Origin of the sequence: Bacteroides mediterraneensis (genome assembly GCF_016900355.1) — a bacterium.
GTDB lineage: Bacteria > Bacteroidota > Bacteroidia > Bacteroidales > Bacteroidaceae > Phocaeicola.
This window is the reverse complement of the sequence record NZ_JACJKA010000025.1, coordinates 12,581-29,566: the sequence shown is the minus strand read 5'-3', so window position 1 is coordinate 29,566 and position 16,986 is coordinate 12,581. Positions and strand designations below refer to the sequence as shown.

General features: G+C 46.3%; 14 protein-coding genes. 4 read left to right on the top strand and 10 right to left on the bottom strand.

What is annotated here, in order from left to right; all coding sequences use genetic code 11:
• Positions 1-56: 56 nt before the first annotated feature.
• The 4 genes from H6A28_RS12270 to H6A28_RS12255 all read right to left on the bottom strand — a co-directional run bounded on the left by H6A28_RS12270 (position 57) and on the right by H6A28_RS12255 (position 5,441).
• Positions 57-971 (bottom strand): glycoside hydrolase family 25 protein, encoded by a 915-nt coding sequence (locus H6A28_RS12270; protein WP_204480622.1) that lies wholly within the window; start codon positions 969-971, stop codon positions 57-59.
• Positions 972-1,128: 157 nt separating this feature from the next.
• Positions 1,129-2,772: a diphosphate--fructose-6-phosphate 1-phosphotransferase gene (locus H6A28_RS12265; protein WP_204480620.1), complete on the bottom strand. Its 1,644-nt coding sequence runs from the start codon at positions 2,770-2,772 to the stop codon at positions 1,129-1,131.
• A gap of 106 nt (positions 2,773-2,878) precedes the next feature.
• Positions 2,879-3,115, bottom strand: a complete 237-nt coding sequence (locus H6A28_RS12260; RefSeq protein WP_204480618.1) for a DUF6965 family protein — start codon at positions 3,113-3,115, stop codon at positions 2,879-2,881.
• Positions 3,116-3,131: 16 nt separating this feature from the next.
• Positions 3,132-5,441: a BamA/TamA family outer membrane protein gene (locus H6A28_RS12255; RefSeq protein WP_204476378.1), complete on the bottom strand. Its 2,310-nt coding sequence runs from the start codon at positions 5,439-5,441 to the stop codon at positions 3,132-3,134.
• A 105-nt stretch (positions 5,442-5,546) separates the two neighbouring features.
• On the opposite strand from H6A28_RS12255, the gene H6A28_RS12250 reads away from it, so the two are divergent.
• Entirely contained in the window at positions 5,547-6,305 is a 759-nt protein-coding gene (locus tag H6A28_RS12250; RefSeq protein WP_204480616.1) for a TrmH family RNA methyltransferase, read from the top strand.
• On the opposite strand, the gene H6A28_RS12245 is transcribed toward H6A28_RS12250, so the two are convergent.
• The 6 genes from H6A28_RS12245 to H6A28_RS12220 form a co-directional block, all read right to left on the bottom strand.
• A complete protein-coding gene (locus H6A28_RS12245) occupies positions 6,300-6,626 on the bottom strand; it encodes a hypothetical protein (protein ID WP_204476001.1) in 327 nt (108 codons plus the stop codon). The two genes, H6A28_RS12250 and H6A28_RS12245, sit on opposite strands and share 6 nt — an antisense overlap.
• A gap of 5 nt (positions 6,627-6,631) precedes the next feature.
• A complete protein-coding gene (locus H6A28_RS12240; protein WP_204476002.1) occupies positions 6,632-7,492 on the bottom strand; it encodes a DUF4296 domain-containing protein in 861 nt (286 codons plus the stop codon).
• Complete coding sequence (locus H6A28_RS12235) at positions 7,489-8,148, bottom strand: lipoprotein signal peptidase (protein ID WP_204480614.1); 660 nt, start codon at positions 8,146-8,148, stop codon at positions 7,489-7,491. The genes H6A28_RS12240 and H6A28_RS12235 overlap by 4 nt, the downstream gene beginning before the upstream one ends.
• Before the next feature lie 115 nt (positions 8,149-8,263).
• Positions 8,264-8,644, bottom strand: coding sequence for a TraR/DksA family transcriptional regulator (locus H6A28_RS12230; protein ID WP_204476004.1), 381 nt, complete (start codon positions 8,642-8,644; stop codon positions 8,264-8,266).
• A 64-nt stretch (positions 8,645-8,708) separates the two neighbouring features.
• Positions 8,709-12,197, bottom strand: coding sequence for an isoleucine--tRNA ligase (gene ileS / locus H6A28_RS12225; protein ID WP_204480613.1), 3,489 nt, complete (start codon positions 12,195-12,197; stop codon positions 8,709-8,711).
• 180 nt (positions 12,198-12,377) lie between these two features.
• On the bottom strand, positions 12,378-13,805 hold the full coding sequence (locus tag H6A28_RS12220) for a hypothetical protein (protein ID WP_204480611.1): 1,428 nt from the start codon (positions 13,803-13,805) through the stop codon (positions 12,378-12,380).
• Positions 13,806-14,267: 462 nt separating this feature from the next.
• On the opposite strand from H6A28_RS12220, the gene H6A28_RS12215 reads away from it, so the two are divergent.
• The 3 genes from H6A28_RS12215 (at position 14,268) to H6A28_RS12205 (ending at position 16,984) form a co-directional block, all read left to right on the top strand.
• Positions 14,268-14,489 (top strand): DUF6140 family protein, encoded by a 222-nt coding sequence (locus H6A28_RS12215; protein WP_204476007.1) that lies wholly within the window; start codon positions 14,268-14,270, stop codon positions 14,487-14,489.
• A 68-nt stretch (positions 14,490-14,557) separates the two neighbouring features.
• Complete coding sequence (locus H6A28_RS12210) at positions 14,558-14,926, top strand: NINE protein (protein WP_204480609.1); 369 nt, start codon at positions 14,558-14,560, stop codon at positions 14,924-14,926.
• Between the two features lie 15 nt (positions 14,927-14,941).
• On the top strand, positions 14,942-16,984 hold the full coding sequence (locus tag H6A28_RS12205; protein ID WP_204476009.1) for a zinc ribbon domain-containing protein: 2,043 nt from the start codon (positions 14,942-14,944) through the stop codon (positions 16,982-16,984).
• The last annotated feature ends 2 nt before the right edge of the window (positions 16,985-16,986 follow it).

Sequence of the window (16,986 nt, the reverse complement as noted above, 5' to 3'; positions counted from 1 at the left end):
TGAAAAGGATACCTGCGGAGGGTTTTTTGTTTGTATCTCTCTTGTGATTCCGGTACTCAGGGAATGGTCATGCGTTTCAGCTCGTCGAGCGTGCCGTTGAACACGTTCAAATCCACCTCTTCGCGGATGCCCGGCAGACGGCCCACGTCGGTGTGCTGCCAGAATCGCCACTGCCCTTTGTATTCCACCGAGTCGGCGTAGTAGTGGGCAATCCAATAGGGATAGGAGTTGAAGACAGAGTCGTTCAGGTAACGGGTCTTGAACTTGTAGGATGTATAGAGAATCGGTTTCACCCGATAATAATGTTCGATTTTATCCAGCCAGATTTTCAGGTCGTGGCGAAGTTTCTTCTCGCTCTCTCCCCTCACCTCGATATCGAGCACCGGAGGCAGGTCGCCCGACTCCAGTTTCACGGAGCGAATAAAGAAATCGGCCTGGCGGGAAGCATCTGTCTTGGGATTGTAAAAATGATAAGCCCCGCGGATGAACCCATGCTTGCGAGCCTCATCAAAATTATGAATGAAAGCGGTGTCGCTGAAATCACCTCCCTCGGAGGCTTTCATGAATACGAAACGTACAGGAAACGGTGAATTCTGTGTTTTCTGAAGTTCCGCCCAGTCAATCTGTCCCTGATGGTGCGACACATCGAAACCATGTACCTCAAAACCGTAAGGCAGACATACCCCGTAGGCTTTCAAACCGTAGCAAGGTTTCCAGCGGTAGGCATAGGGACGGATAAAGAAATAATAGAATACGATGACAAAACAAGCCCCAATCCCCCCCAGTAACAGGTAATAACACCAGGAAGGCATCTGCCAGCGACGGATTTTCTTTTTCCCACGCGGAGTTCTTCCCGACGGCTTGCGGGAAGCTGTCGTTCGCCGGCCTGTGTTTTTTCTTGCCGTAGGACGCTTGCGGGAAGTTTTTTTTTCGGCTTCGTTCACCGCGAGAATGGGTGATTTTTTGGTCATCGTCAATGTGTTTATGAAGAATGTCTAAAGATGTACCGCCATGCGGTAGAAATTGATTCAACAAATAGCGAAGAATCCGGCACTCATAAAGTCCCCTGATTCTTCGCTAAATGATATGTGAAAGTTGAACTTCCCTTATGGGAACTCAACTTTCAATTTATTTTGCCTGTTCGTACTGCAAAGTCTTAGTAGGCTGGTCGCATACTTCAGACGGACCGAAGTACTGGATCGGACCCGGATATACGTAAGCAGTTTCCTTAGCCCAAGTGTCACGCATAGCAGCGAATGCTTTGAACGGAGCACCATCCAGTTTTACCAGTGCTTTCTGGATAACCGGCTTCATTTCACCGTGACGACGTTCCATGTTCATCATCATAGTGATAGGCACACCACCTGCAATCCATTCTGCAGCAGGAGCGGTTGTATTGCGTACAGAAGACATGTAACCAGTCTTACCGTTGGCAATCAACATAGAAGCTGTGTAACCCAGAGAGTAGCAGTAGTCAGCATCGAAGTTAGACGGAGCAGCGCAACGTCCTTCGTAACCGAAGAAGTGGTGCTGAGCAGCGAACTTACCTACGAACTTGCCTTCTTCTTTCCATGCAGCCAGCTTGTTAGCTACCATTTCAGACAACAGCTTTTCAGTTTCAATCAAAGAAACCTGAACGTTTCCGTGCGGGTCACGGTCGAGTGACAACTGACGAGCTACACCTTCCGGCAGAGAAGCATAGATAGCAGCGTTTTCAGGAGACAGCTTGCTGATGATGTATTCACGCTGTTTAGAACGCTTGATGCTGTTGAATTCTTCACCGTTGACAGCCAGGAAGTCGTTCAATTCTGCAATCAGACGCTTCATAGCCGGGATGAATTCAATCAAACCTTCCGGAATCAATACTGTACCGAAGTTGTTGCCGGCAGCAGCACGGTCAGCAACTACCTGTGCAATGTGAGTCACGATGTCATCCAAAGACAAGTTCTTGGCTTCTACCTCTTCAGAAATGATACAGATGTTCGGCTGAGTCTGCAAAGCACATTCCAATGCGATGTGAGAAGCAGAACGTCCCATCAGTTTGATGAAGTGCCAGTATTTACGAGCTGAGTTACAGTCACGTTCGATGTTACCGATTACTTCAGAGTAAGTCTTGCAGGCAGTATCGAAACCGAATGAAGTTTCAATCATTTCGTTCTTCAAGTCACCGTCGATAGTCTTCGGGCAACCGATTACCTGGATACCGTACTTCTTGGCAGCATAGTATTCAGCCAAAACGCAAGCGTTTGTATTTGAGTCGTCACCACCGATGATTACCAGTGCCTTGATTCCCAGTTCTTTCAGGATTTCGTATCCTTTTTCAAACTGGTCTTCTTTTTCCAGTTTTGTACGTCCTGAACCGATGATATCGAAACCACCAGTGTTACGGTATTCGTCGATGATATCGGCTGTCAGTTCCATATATTTGTGGTCTACCAAACCGCCAGGACCCAGGATGAAACCGTAGAGTTTGTTAGCCGGATTCAGTTTCTTGATACCGTCGAACAAACCTGAGATGACGTTGTGGCCACCAGGAGCCTGTCCACCAGACAAGATTACGCCGACGTTCATCGGAGCAAATTCCTTAGCTTCACCTTCCACGAACTGAATCAACGGCATGCCGTAAGTGTTCGGGAACAGTTTCTTGATTTCTTCCTGATCGGCTACAGACTGAGTCGGTTCGCCTTCCTTGGCTACTACCGCACCCTTCAATGCTTTCGGCAATTTCGGCTGGTAAGCAGCTCTTGCAATTTGTAATGCACTTTTTGTCATAATTGTTATATTTATAAAGGTGTATTGAAATAATCTTTTTCGTTGCTGTGCAAATTTCGTATTTTTTTCGCAAATATGAAAGAAAGCCGGCAATTTTAGGCATATCCTAATTCTTTTTCTCTTCCTCCAAATGGGCCTTGATGCGTTCCAGCAAACGGAGGCAGCCCTGCAAACGAGGGTTCTCATAGCATACATGAGCCTGCAAGAACAGACGGCGTACGGTTTCTTTCACATCGGGTATGTAGACTGCCTTATCCAGCTGCATTTCAGCCGGAAGTTCCGTCTGGTCGAACCAGGCTTTCAGCTGCTCTACTTCTTCAAGAGTATATACATTCTTACTCATAGTCATATATAAAGGATTAAAACGGATAACCTACTGCAAAATGGAACGCGAAGTCGCGTTTAAAATTGGGAGAGATAATTGGATAGTGGTCGCGCCCGGTGTACATCGGATTGATGGCCTTCATACCTCCATCGAAACGGATAATCAGGAAATCCAGGTCGAAACGCAGTCCCAGTCCGTAAGCCACGGCCAGCTGTTTGTAAAAGCGGTTGAACTTGAACAGTCCTTCAGGCTGCAATTCCCGGTTGCGGATGGACCACACATTTCCGGCATCGATGAACGCCGCTCCATTCAATTTCCAGAACAGATGCGTACGATACTCCAGGTTCAGGTCGAGCTTGATGTCGCCCGTATGGTTCACATAATCCAAACTGTTGCTATCGCCCCGGTAGCCTCCCGGCCCCAACGAACGGACACTCCATCCACGCACACTGTTGGCTCCCCCGGAGAAATACAGTTTTTCAAACGGAAGACTCTTGGAGTTTCCATAAGGTACGGCCACCCCCACTCCCACGTGAAACACCAAGGCATTACGGTCGTCAATCATAAAATTCTTGGCATAGTCAAAGTCCGCCTTCACATACTGGGCAAAACCGATATTGGCCATCTGAAAACTCTCTCCATTTTTCGGCTTTCCATTAATGGCTTTCGAAAAGAGATACAACAGGTTACCCGATTCCTCAATATTGAAACGGATAGAATAGGAATTACGCTGTGCCGTTTTCTGTGACATCGCCCCCGAACTGTTATAAGTATACGTATATCCCATACGCACGATAAACAAGTCCTCATAACTATAGCGCAGCAAAGGGTTCTTTTCGTCCATCAAATTCAGGTATTCACGGAAAGTTTCCGACCGATACGGCATATAAATGTAGTTCAGGTCGAACACATCGAAACGATGGGTAGCCCGGCGCTTGCTCCAATGATAACTCCAACCCGCAGAAGCCACCGTGCGTTCAAACTCCGGACGAATCTGCCAGTTGTATTTCACACTCACCTCCGATGTGGCACGGCTCCTACGACGAAAATCAGCCGAAAGGAAGGGAAACATAAACTCCGGGAAACTCAGGCTGCTCTCCACTCCATATTCCATGTAGTTGCTGTTGGCATATCCTTCCAGACCTGTTACAGCCTCATACGCTCCACGCACTTTAATCGTGAAGGTTTCAGACCCCTTGAACAGATTTCGATGAGTATAAGCCACAGATGCCGCCGCCCCCAAATCGCCTGCGGAGTTGGTACCTTCAATCTCAAACGAAAGCGATTTGTTCTTGTTGCGGGTCAACATGACATACGCATCCAGGTAAGCCGAATCAGCCCGCAGGTCCTCCCGGAAACGAATATTAGAATATTTCAATATATTCAGTCGCCCGAGTGCCGAGTACGTATTCTGCACATCGCGTACACGATATATCCTTCCAGGTCTCAAATGGTTGTTATCGTTGATAACCTGAGGGCGCAAAAACAGTTTATCTTTGAAATAAAAATTCAGTCCTCCCGAACGAAGAGAGTCAATGCCCTTCAGACTCTCGGAAGCAAGATCGGAAAAATCTACATCGAACACGAAACCCACATCCCGGAGGTAATACTGACGGTGCGGAGAAGGCGGATCCTCTTTCTTTCGACGGTAAGGATGCAGTTGCATGATCAGGTCCACATTACGCGAATTGCGCATGGTGTCCACCTGATACGTGATGAAATCTTTATTGAAACGATAATATCCACGGTTCTGCAAGAACTGCGTGATACGGTCACGTTCCTGATCCAGCTGGTTGATATCCAGACGCGCTCCTTCCTTCAGATAGGAACGGGCTGAATCAGCCATCAGATAATCGTGAATCTGATAATCGGCAATATCATAGGCCACCCGTGAAATCAGGTAAGGATCACCGGAATGAATCTGATAATAAACCTTGATTTTTTTCCCCTTCACCTGGGTATGCATGCTCACCTGCCCGCTCATATAACCCATGTTACGTACAGCCTGCTCAATCTGCAAACGTGTTTCCTCCGCCAGATCCGGATCATAAATACGAGGGGCATCTCCTATCCGATAAAGAAAACGGTTCATCCACTTGGTGGAGTCCTTGCCGGCAGCTCCGTAAATGTACATCGGCAGTTTTACCAGACTAAACCACTTGGCATTCGGGGTCTGACGAAGATAGGCCGTCATTTGGGAAGATTTGATTTCTTTGTTGTCCGATTCTACCTTCACATTATCCAACAGATAATGACCCTCCGGTATGAACTTACTGACCGAACATCCGCTCAGGAAAAGCAGCATCGCACACAGACCTATATAAAAACGGGGGGATATCTTCATACAAACAAGCGGATATATGCAAAATTACATGCAAAGATAGGCAATAATTAAAAATATCTTCTTAGCTTTGTTCTTAAAATATAATTAAAAATTCCCGTCACAAATATGCTGAGCAAAAACAGAATCAAATACATCCGGTCACTGGAAATGAAAAAGTACCGGAAAGCCGAGAATTCTTTTCTGGCCGAAGGCAACAAACTGGTAAGCGACCTCTTAGGACATTTCTCCTGCCGCCTCCTGATTGCCACCACTGCCTGGCTGGAACAACACCCTCTCCTACTGGCTCAGGAAACCATTGAAGTGACGGCAGAAGAACTGGCTCGTGCCAGTCTGCTGAAAACGCCGCAGGAAGTGCTGGCCGTATTCGAGCTTCCGTCGTACTCCTACGACGATACTCTTCCAGCCCGTTCCCTCTGTCTGGCCCTCGACGATGTGCAGGACCCCGGCAACCTGGGTACCATTATCCGCATTGCCGACTGGTTCGGCATAGAAGACATTTTCTGCTCACCCGGTACAGCCGATGCCTTTAACCCCAAAACAGTGCAGGCCACCATGGGAGCACTGGCTCGCGTCAAACTACACTATTGTGATTTGAAAGCGTTCATCCGTTTGCAAGCCGAAAGAAAGATTCCCGTATTTGGTACATTCCTGGACGGGACCAATATCTACTCGCAAGAGTTATCGCCTAAAGGAGTGATTGTCATGGGCAATGAGGGGAATGGGGTATGCAAGGAAATTGAAGCGATGGTTTCAAAGAAACTGCTGATACCGAACTACCCACAGGGACAAGAAACCAGCGAATCACTCAATGTAGCGGTCGCTACAGCCATTGTATGTGCAGAGTTCCGCCGCCGGATGTCATAAACGCTGCAACCGGCTTCTTGAGGTGAATTCCATTTTCCGCAAGTCGAAATCGGATACGTGAAAAGCATACAATTCTTCTCTACCCGCTACTGATTGGGACACCCGCTGACAGAAATCAAGAAACGACTCTCCTTTCCTTCTCTCTGTCCGACAGGGAGCCAAAATAATCAGTCCGTTCAACCACTGTGTCTGACGGACCTCCTCTTCAAGTGATTCCATCGAAAGAAACACATGGCTGGAAGCATCAAGTCCTATACGCTGCATGCGGAACAGTTGGTTCTGCCCCGCATGCCAGAGATAATGAGATGCGTAATATTTCATTGTCATCAGCGTTTCATGAGTTCCGGACGTTTTACCCGTCGAAGAGAATCCTTTGGAAGTGTATCGGCGGGTTGCACAGCCAATGAGTCGGTCACTACCGGCAGATTACGTTCAGGCACATGATAACGTCGTAACTGGATGTTGCTTACCAGTACCGAAGATTTTTCTCCTCCGGTATAATACATGAACCCGGTTACATGTTTATACTTGAAAGCTGAATCGGGCATAATGACCAAACGCTGCATTCCCGACATGCTGATCACCCGCGTCATACCCTGTGTACTGTCATTATCGAACGTCAGGTTCAATCCCATCACAAGCTTACCCGAGGGTGTTCCCTTCGGCATGAAAGTAAAGTTGGCCTCCCACACCAATCTGTCCTTCTCATGGAAAGAGGTATCGGCCTTCATTTCAAAAGCCAATTTGTTTGTCAAGCCAAAAGGTGTAAGCCAGTACACAGTACGATCCTGCCACAAATCAACCGTATCACCTGCCACCGACATGGCAAATTCACCCGTATGACGAACAGATTGTTTCTTCAATTGCTCCGCAGTGGTTTCCATCCGCTTCTGCAAGTTCTCATAGATGGTCGTCATCTCATCGCTATGGCGGGAATACCACACCATAGAAGAATCGAATTCCGCCTCTGTGACATGATGCTTCTTGAAGACATAAGCCAGATAAGCCTCCTTCTTGTAGTTTTCATTGTAGGGTAAATCAGCACTTAGCGTAGTGGCCAGATGATAATCATAAAGCAAATCCTCCATGGCCTGGGGCTGGATGATATCCTTAGGTACCTTCTTTCCGCACCCGAACAAGCCGCACAGCATCAATGCCGAAACTCCTATAACTGCAATCTGTTTCATTTCTTGGATTCTTTGGAAGTAGGAGTAGCCTCCGTATGTGCCCCTGAATTGAGGTAACGTGAATAGAAGATAAGCAGCGCGATGATGCCACAGCTGATGGCAGCATCGGCAAAGTTAAAAATCGGACTGAAGAAAATAAAATGGTCACCTCCCACCAGCGGCATCCAATCAGGCCAATAAGTATCGATAATCGGGAAATAGAACATATCGACGACCTTCCCATGCAACCAGCTGGAATATCCCTCTCCAAGCGGTACCCATGAAGCAATCTGCCAATGCGAGCTCTCACTGAAAATCTCACCGTAGAACACGCAATCGATGATATTTCCTACCGCTCCGGCTAAAATCAAAGAAAGACATACCAGATAACCGTTCTTTACCTTGTTCTGGCTCCGTTTCACCAGCTTGGTAAGATACACCGTAATCAACACGGCTGCCACAATACGGAACAAAGTCAGGAACAGTTTGGCGAAAATCTCAAGACCGAAAGCCATACCATTGTTCTCGGTGAAATAGATATAAAACCAATCGGTCACATGAATATTCTCATGCAGATACATGTTTGTCTTTACCAAAATCTTGATGACCTGGTCAATAATCAACACCCCTGCCACCACAAGCGTTACCAAACGACCCTGAGTGAGAAATTTCTTCATTTTCTTCAAAATTCAATACAAATCAGTTCAAAAAAATTGAGAACTGAAAACCGAAAATGAGGCACTTCAGACCGTACCGTTTCTCAATTTTCAATTCCCAACTTCAAGTTAAATACTAATGTTTTCCATGCTGTTTAGCCTCAATGCTCAATGTAGCATGAGGAACTGCACGAAGACGTTCAGCAGGAATCAGCTTACCTGTTTCACGGCAAATTCCGTATGTTTTGTTTTCAATACGTACCAATGCCGCACGCAAGTTCTGAATGAACTTCAACTGACGGGCAGCCAAGCGGGTGGTTTCCTCCTTCGACAACGTGTTGGCTCCTTCTTCCAAGACTTTGTATGTAGGAGACGTATCGTCTGTATCGTTGCCATCCGCATTCATTATACTGCTTTTCAGTTTCTCATAGTCGCGTTCCGCGAGCTGAAGTTTCTCCATGATAATGGCGCGGAACTCTTCCAGTTCAGCGTCAGAATACCTCGTTTTTTCAGCCATAGTGCTTAAAGTTTTAAGTTAATAAATAGTATCCACCCGACAAGGCCGGGTGGATGGGTTCATATTACAGTTTCGTTACATGAATATACAACGAAAAGTCATCGAAACTGATTTCCGTGCCGTCGGCCACCTCATCAGCCAGTACCAATGAGTTAGCCAGCACTTGGTTGCAAATATAATTATTATATTCATTTATCGCGTCATCGGTATTCGGATTTTTTGACAGCACGATGGCAATCTTGTCGGTAATCTCGAAACCGCTGCTCTTACGGATATTCTGAATACGGTTCACCAGTTCACGGGCAATACCTTCACGCTTCAGCTCGTCGGTCAGTGTCACTTCGAGTGCGACGGTCAGCTTGCCTTCATTGGCTACCAACCAGCCCGGGATATCTTCGCTGAAGATTTCCACATCGGCAGCTTCCACCACGGCTTCTCCGCCTTCCAGCTGGAAGGTGTAGCTTCCGTTTTTCTCCAATTCAGCGATGGCTTCCTGCGACATGCCTGCCACAGCCGCAGCTACGGCCTTCATCTGCTTTCCGAATTTCGGACCCAGCTTCTTGAAATCACATTTCACTTTCTTCACCAGTACACCTGCTGCACCGTCCACGAACTTAAGTTCCTTTACGTTCACTTCGCTCATGATCAGGTCTTTCACAGCTTCAATGTGCTGTTTCTGGGCTTCATCTACTACCGGAATCATGATGCACTGCAGCGGCTGACGTACCTTGATGTTCACCTTACGACGCAAAGCCAACACCATGGAAGTGACATCCTGTGCCATCTGCATGCGAGCTTCCAGTTCCAGATTGATCAGACTTTCATCGGCTACCGGGAACTTGGCAAGATGTACGGAAACCACCTGATCACGTCCGGTCACGCCAATCAAGTCCATATACAGACGGTCGGCATAGAACGGAGCAATCGGTGCCATCAGTTTGGCCACGGTCTCCAGGCAAGTATAGAGTGTCTGGTAAGCAGAGAGCTTATCGGTCGACATAGCACTGCCCCAGAAACGTTTACGGTTCAGACGCACGTACCAGTTACTCAAGTTATCGTTTACGAAGTCGGTGATCAGACGTCCAGCCTTGGTCGGTTCGTAATCCGTGAAGCAAGCATCCACGTTCTTGATCAGCGTGTTCAGCAACGACAGAATCCAGCGGTCGATTTCTGGACGCTCGTTCATCGGCACGTCTTTTTCTGCGTAGGTAAAGCCGTCCACGTTGGCATACAAGGCGAAGAATGAATACGTGTTGTACAAGGTACCGAAGAACTTGCGGCGTACTTCATCCACCCCTTCCGTATCAAACTTCAGGTTGTCCCACGGAGAAGAGTTGGTAATCATGTACCAACGCAATGGGTCGGAACCGAACTTCTCAATGGCACCGAACGGGTCAACGGCATTGCCCAGACGCTTCGACATCTTGTTGCCGTTCTTGTCAAGCACCAGACCATTGGAGATAACGTTCTTGTAAGCCACACTGTCGAACACCATCGTGGCGATGGCATGCAGCGTAAAGAACCATCCACGTGTCTGGTCCACCCCTTCTGCAATGAAGTCTGCCGGATAGTAGCTGCGAGAGTCTATCAGTTCCTTGTTTTCAAACGGATAGTGCAGCTGTGCATACGGCATAGAACCAGAATCGAACCATACGTCAATCAAATCCGACTCACGTTTCATCGGTTTGCCCGAAGCGGATACCAAGATGATATCGTCTACATACGGACGATGCAAGTCAATCTTATCGTAGTTCTCCTTATTATATACACCCGGCTGGAATCCCAGTTTCTTGTACGGATTTTCCGTCATGAAGCCGGCAGCCACTGATTTTTCAATTTCATTATACAATTCTTCTACTGAACCGATGCAAATTTCTTCGCCTTCCTCGCTTCTCCAGATAGGCAACGGTGTACCCCAGTAGCGTGAACGACTCAGGTTCCAGTCATTCAGGTTTTCCAACCATTTTCCAAAACGGCCTGAACCCGTAGATTCCGGTTTCCAGTTGATGGTCTTGTTCAGTTCCATCATACGTTCCTTGCAAGCCGTAGAACGGATGAACCAGCTGTCCAGCGGATAATACAACACCGGTTTGTCGGTACGCCAGCAGTGCGGATAGTTGTGTACATGCTTTTCAGTCTTGAACGCCAGTCCCTGCTGTTTCAGCATCATGCAGATATACACGTCGAGTGATTCGGCTGCCTGAGCGGCTTTCTCGTCGTATTTGCCATCGACAGTGAACTGCGGATCGTAGGCATTCTTCACCCAGCGACCTTCGTATTCCTTGTATTTCTCTACATCCACACATTCCTTCACGAACGCCTCATCCAGTTCCTCCATCAGATAGAACTTACCGGTCAGGTCGACCATCGGACGAGTTTCACCCTTTTTGTTGATCATGAACAAAGAAGGAATGCCGGCCGCACGTGCCACGTTGGCATCGTCGGCACCGAATGTCGGCGCGATGTGTACGATACCCGTACCGTCTTCCGTGGTCACATAGTCACCCGGAATCACGCGGAACGCTTTGTCAGCAGCCTCTTTCCACGTACCGTCCTCGGCAGCTTCCACCGGTTTCACCCACGGGATAAGCTGTTCGTATTCCATACCCACGAGGTCGGTACCCTTGTACTCACCTACCACCTTGAACGGAACCAGCTTGTCGCCCGGCTTGTAGTCTTCCAGTGCCAAGCCTTCTGCCTTCTTGTTGAAGTGTGCATACAGCAACGGTTTGGCCAGAACCACTGTCATCTTCTCTCCATTGTATGAATTGTAGGTCTGGACGGCCACGTAGTCAATCTTCGGGCCCACGCAGAGGGCAGTATTTGAAGGCAAAGTCCACGGAGTAGTCGTCCATGCGATGAAGTACGGTGTACCCCACTCCGCCATTTCCGGTTTCGGGTTCTTCATCTTGAACTGAGCCACCACAGTCAGGTCCTTCACGTCGCGGTAGCATCCCGGCTGGTTCAGCTCGTGCGAGCTCAATCCCGTACCAGCAGCCGGAGAATACGGCTGGATAGTGTATCCCTTGTAGAGCAGGCCTTTCTTGTAAAGCTGCTGCAATAGCCACCACAAGGTTTCAATGTAGCGATTGTCGTAAGTGATATACGGGTTGTCCAGGTCTACCCAGTAACCCATCTTATGTGTAAGGTCGGTCCATTCTTTCGTGAACTTCATGACATCCGTGCGGCAGTGCTTGTTGTAGTCTGCCACCGAAATCGTTTTACCGATATCCTCCTTGGTGATGCCCAGTGCCTTTTCCACTCCCAGTTCCACCGGCAGTCCGTGTGTGTCCCATCCGGCTTTACGCTTTACCTGGAAGCCCTTCATGGTCTTGAAACGGCAGAATGTATCCTTAATCGTACGCGCCATCACGTGGTGAATGCCCGGCATACCGTTGGCTGAAGGGGGACCTTCGTAAAATACGAAAGAAGGACATCCCTCACGTTCTGTCATACTTTTAGAGAACACATCGTTCTCATCCCATGTTTTCAGCACCTCCTTGTTGATTTCCGACAAGTTGAGCTGCGAATATTCAGTAAACTTCTTACTCATAATAATTATGTGATTTTTTATCTATTATCTAGTTTATCAGGGAGAACCCTCCCAAATTTAGGCTGCAAATTTATAAGAAAAAAAAGTTATATAAAAGAAATCGGCGGAAAAACGATGAAGGGCTAGCATACATAAAAAAATCGAAGATCTCAGCACATATAACATTTCCTTCCACAATCTTCAATCCACTTGTGTAAATTCTGCTAACCGAACAGCATAGCCCAGCAAAGGCCATTCCACATAAATGGCCTCATCTTCCCGATGTTTGGTAATCATAATACGAGACGAGGGATGGATGCCAGATAAGAACGCATACCGTGAAACCGATAACCGATACGTATGTGTAGCTCCTGCACTCTCCAAAACCAAGGAGAAAAAAGTGCGGTCAAGTATCACATTTTTTATACTATATTTGGCCGACAGATCAACAATCCCCAACCAATCCTCCAAAGCTTTCTGATAAATCTTTCTGCCATTTCCTTCTTGGTCGAACTTTCCCATAATCCGACTCCACACCTTTTCATCTTTTCCGTCTGGAGACTGCAGGTCAACCCGCTGCAAAACCTCAGGCAGTCCGTACTTATTACCATATTCCGGCACGACAGAGAAATACAACATTCTTTTCTCTTCTTCATAACGATAAACGTAGTAACAAGAATCTTTCTGCCCATTGCTCATCCGAGCAACAGACAGAATGGAGCCATCGGACTCATTATCGGCCGTTAAAAACTGGAAAAGACAGACCTCATCCACATGAAAAGCGTCAATCGTTTTCCCCACTGTCAACCGAAGCACAACATATAATCCATATGCATCGGTCTGAAAATCATTCTCCACCAGCAACCAGACAGTCTCTCCCTCCTGATAATTTGCCCCTGGCGCAATCCAGTAACTACGGGCAGGCCAGTCGAACAATACTGCACTCTTAGCCACTTTTCGGATAAAATCTGTTTCCGTATAATATCGGAACAACAGAATGGCATCGAACAACAAGCGCCAGACAGAAAAGGAAGAATGAGGAGTCTCCATCACGTTTTGTGCGGCCTGATGAGCCTGCAGATTCTCTGGATACAATGCATACAAAATCTCATCCAGCTCATGAAGTAAGCGCCGTCTGATTGTACAAGCCTCCTTCTGATAGGGTTCGATTTTCTTTGCACGGATATAAAACAAGACAGCCATTCCCCAGAACAAATTCGGTTCCTCCTGCTTCCACTCTTTCAATACCGGCACCACCTCTTTCTTAAAAGCCTCCGAGTGATAATCATACGTGTCTTCCACTAAAGACATTATCACATTCTCTACCCACTCCGGATGCCGGATATTCATTTCTGGGAGAACCGCCTCATAAAATTCCTTTGCCGCATAGCAAATTCGAGTTATAGCATAAAGATCATCGTCCTCCAAGTAATAAACCGTCTTTAATCGTTCCCATACCTCCTCGACCGTTTTTTCGGAGATTTCTCCTTTCATTATTCTATAAAAGGTCATCTTACCCTTGTATCCCAACTCCTGAGCCAACGCCGAGGAAGAAGAAGCAAACATCCGATTTTCAATCAGACATTGCAGTATTTCCAGTTTTTCACTCATCGCAGTATCATTTTTCATGGTTTCTGGTACTTTTTATTGGCAGGTCCAAAAAGTGTACACCAATTCTTGGTCCCATATAAAAGACAACCTTATTTTTGCAGTAAAGAATAAGTAAAGGTAAAAAAACTCCTCCACAAGAGCGTCATGTTCGGGTTAAAAATGTATATTTGCAATGTCAGACTGGAGAAATGGCCTGACAGAGTGAAAGCGTTTTTTCCGCTTATCCTGAAAAACGAAATCGCCAATTTCAACCACTCAAGGGATAAAAAGGACATGACGCTCATCTGTTTGTATATGTGTGTACAGCCAATGCTGTATCTACATACCAAAACGGCGTGGGAGTACTGTTTCTTGTTCATCTTGAGTGAGGCGTTTGGCGATGCCTGTTTTTCGGTGAATAGCAGACAAGTCCTCACGCCTTTATTATGTCAAATCTAATGCTGAATTCTGAGGACTTATAGGCGTATAAGGAGAATAGCTATGCCGTTATTTAGAATTACCGTAAAAAGGATGAAAAACACCAATGGTATCCGTCTTGAACCGGGAATGTATGTAGAAATTCCAAGTAATTCATTCAGTAATCCCGTCACGACCAATGGAGGGCAAATCGTAGTCGATGCTTTCTATCGTATTTACGGAGTAGACATCAAAAGAGCCGGTGCGTTGAACATGAATGACTTAGATGTTCAAAAAATAGGCTAAAATCACCCCAATGGAGAATTTAATTTCTAAATTCTCCATCCTTTTTTCAACCACTAAATTCTACAAACATGAAAAATCGATATATAGCTGCTGCGTTAGCCTTCTTTTTAGGAGGACTGGGAGCACACAAATTCTATTTAGGAAAATGGATAGGCATTATTTACCTTCTCTTTTGCTGGACCTATATTCCCAGCATCATTGCCCTCATTGAAGGAATCTTCTATTTGGTGAATGGAGAAGAGGATTTCAATAGAAAATACAATTGCAGAATTAAAACCAGTCGTCCAGACAGCTACATCAGCTTCAATCCCCCTATAAATACAAGTTCGACTCCCCGCTTATCCGATACAACCGATACGGATATTGTTTGCCCCCAATGTGGACATATCAACGAAGCAGGCAGCAACTTCTGTGAATCATGCGGACAAAAATTATAACTAAAAGGTACAACTATGTTTTGTAAAAAGTGTGGTAAAGAACTCAATCAAGGAGCTAAGGTTTGTCCCAACTGCGGCACAAAAGTTTCCTCAGGCACATCAATCATCAACCTCTTCAAAAACAGCAAATACTTGTGGGGTAATGAACTGAACCAAAGCGATTGTTGCATATCCCCGATACCAGAAGATATAAAAAGCAATATGCGACTGAATTTCGGCATCGGCTACAATGAAAAAATCCTATTCATCAGAGACACTTCTTTTTGGAATTCAAGAGACCAAGGACTGGTACTGACCGACGAGGGCATCTGCTGCATTCCTGATAATGACAAGCCTACCGAAAAGATAATCCTCCCTTGGAGTGCAATACAACGGGTAGAATACAAGGACCTGGTTTTATATTTCTGGGGATACGGAGATGAAACAGATTATTGTCCGATACACATCTCTTATTTCATGAAAAATGAGGACAATGAGAAAGCACGCCGTATTGGCAGTTCTCTCGCCAGATTATTTACCCAAATGGCACAATGCGTAGAACCGGAAGCCGATCCGTTTGACACGGCGGCCAACCACTACGACCAACTCATACAGGAAGGCAAAGCAGACGAAGCTTTGCAGTTCGCCTTGTCGTGCAAAGACCAAGATGGACTGGAAATATTTTATACTGCGGCCGCAAAAGAATATTTCCTACGAGAGGAATATGAAAAAGCCCTCACCCTATGTGAGGAAGGACTGAAACATTGTGAACCTGGCAGTCCCATAGAATATCTGCTACAAACAATGAAATATAATGTGTATGAGAAACAGGGAAACTGCACAGAGGCCCGAAAACTGGCTTTATATGTAAGCCAAGGAGCCGCAGACGACTTACAATACCCTACCACTGATGTATTCATCAAAAAGAGTGCAGTGACAGACTTCAAAAGCTATGATTCCCAATATGTATCCTCCTATCTGGAACAACCGTACAACCAAAGAAAGGTATTATTACCCGTCAATGACTATACGGATTTACGGCAGAACTATTTAAGTGTCATCCAGATTAAAGAACTGGCTCAATCAGGTATTGACTTCCCCATCGGACATCCTGTGGCCTATCAGTTATATGTAGGACATCCATACATCAAACAAAAATACCTACCGTTCGAAAATTACGAACTGGAGCTGATAGAAGATAAAGTACGCGAATTCTGCCAACTAGTGCAATGTTTGGGAGCAAAAGAAATCCACATCGAGTGTTTGAACACTTCTTCCAGTGACCGAAATACCAACTCGGAGCAACAGGTTACAGGAGAAGTCAATTATAGAGTGGCTTCTGCTTCCGGTAAAGCCAATCGCAATCAAAACCAACATTTGATTGATGAAATCAGCCAGTCAATCAACCTCCACCAAACATTTCTGCCTACAGCAAAGCCACATTTACCCGAAAACTTGGTATGGTATCCTAATGAACCGTCCTGGCAACGCTTATACGAACAGCGCCTGCAAGGCAGTCTGCAACAACACGAAGAAAGAATTGAGACTCGAAAAAGCCGGGTACTGGAAGGGTCGGAATTAAGCTCCATAGAAGGTGAGTTCAAGAACTTGTTACTGACCGTCAACGGACAATGGAACAAGAAATTAGAAGAAAAGTTCGAAGTGCAGGAAAATGCCGTACTGGCCATCCACGTACACTTTGCTTCACTCAATGAACTGGGACAGCCTGCCTCACAGGCCTCACCTGCTACCTCCTACACCCACGAAGAAGAAGAATACCTGAATGAGCTACAGATGTGCCTAACGGAAAATAAAGAAATTTCTCCCGGAGAACGAAGATTATTGGAAAGGCTGCGCAAACATTTAGGTATTTCCGACACGCGTGCACAAGAACTGGAGAATAGTTTAAAGCCTTCACTCACTGAAGACGAAAAGGAATACTGGGAGGAATATAAACTATGTTTGGAAGAAGGGAATGAAATCACAGCCAGTGAACGACGGTTGCTGGACAAGCTGAAAGCACAACTTCACATTTCGGACGAACGGGCCAAAGAAATAGAAAAAATCATCCACTTATAATT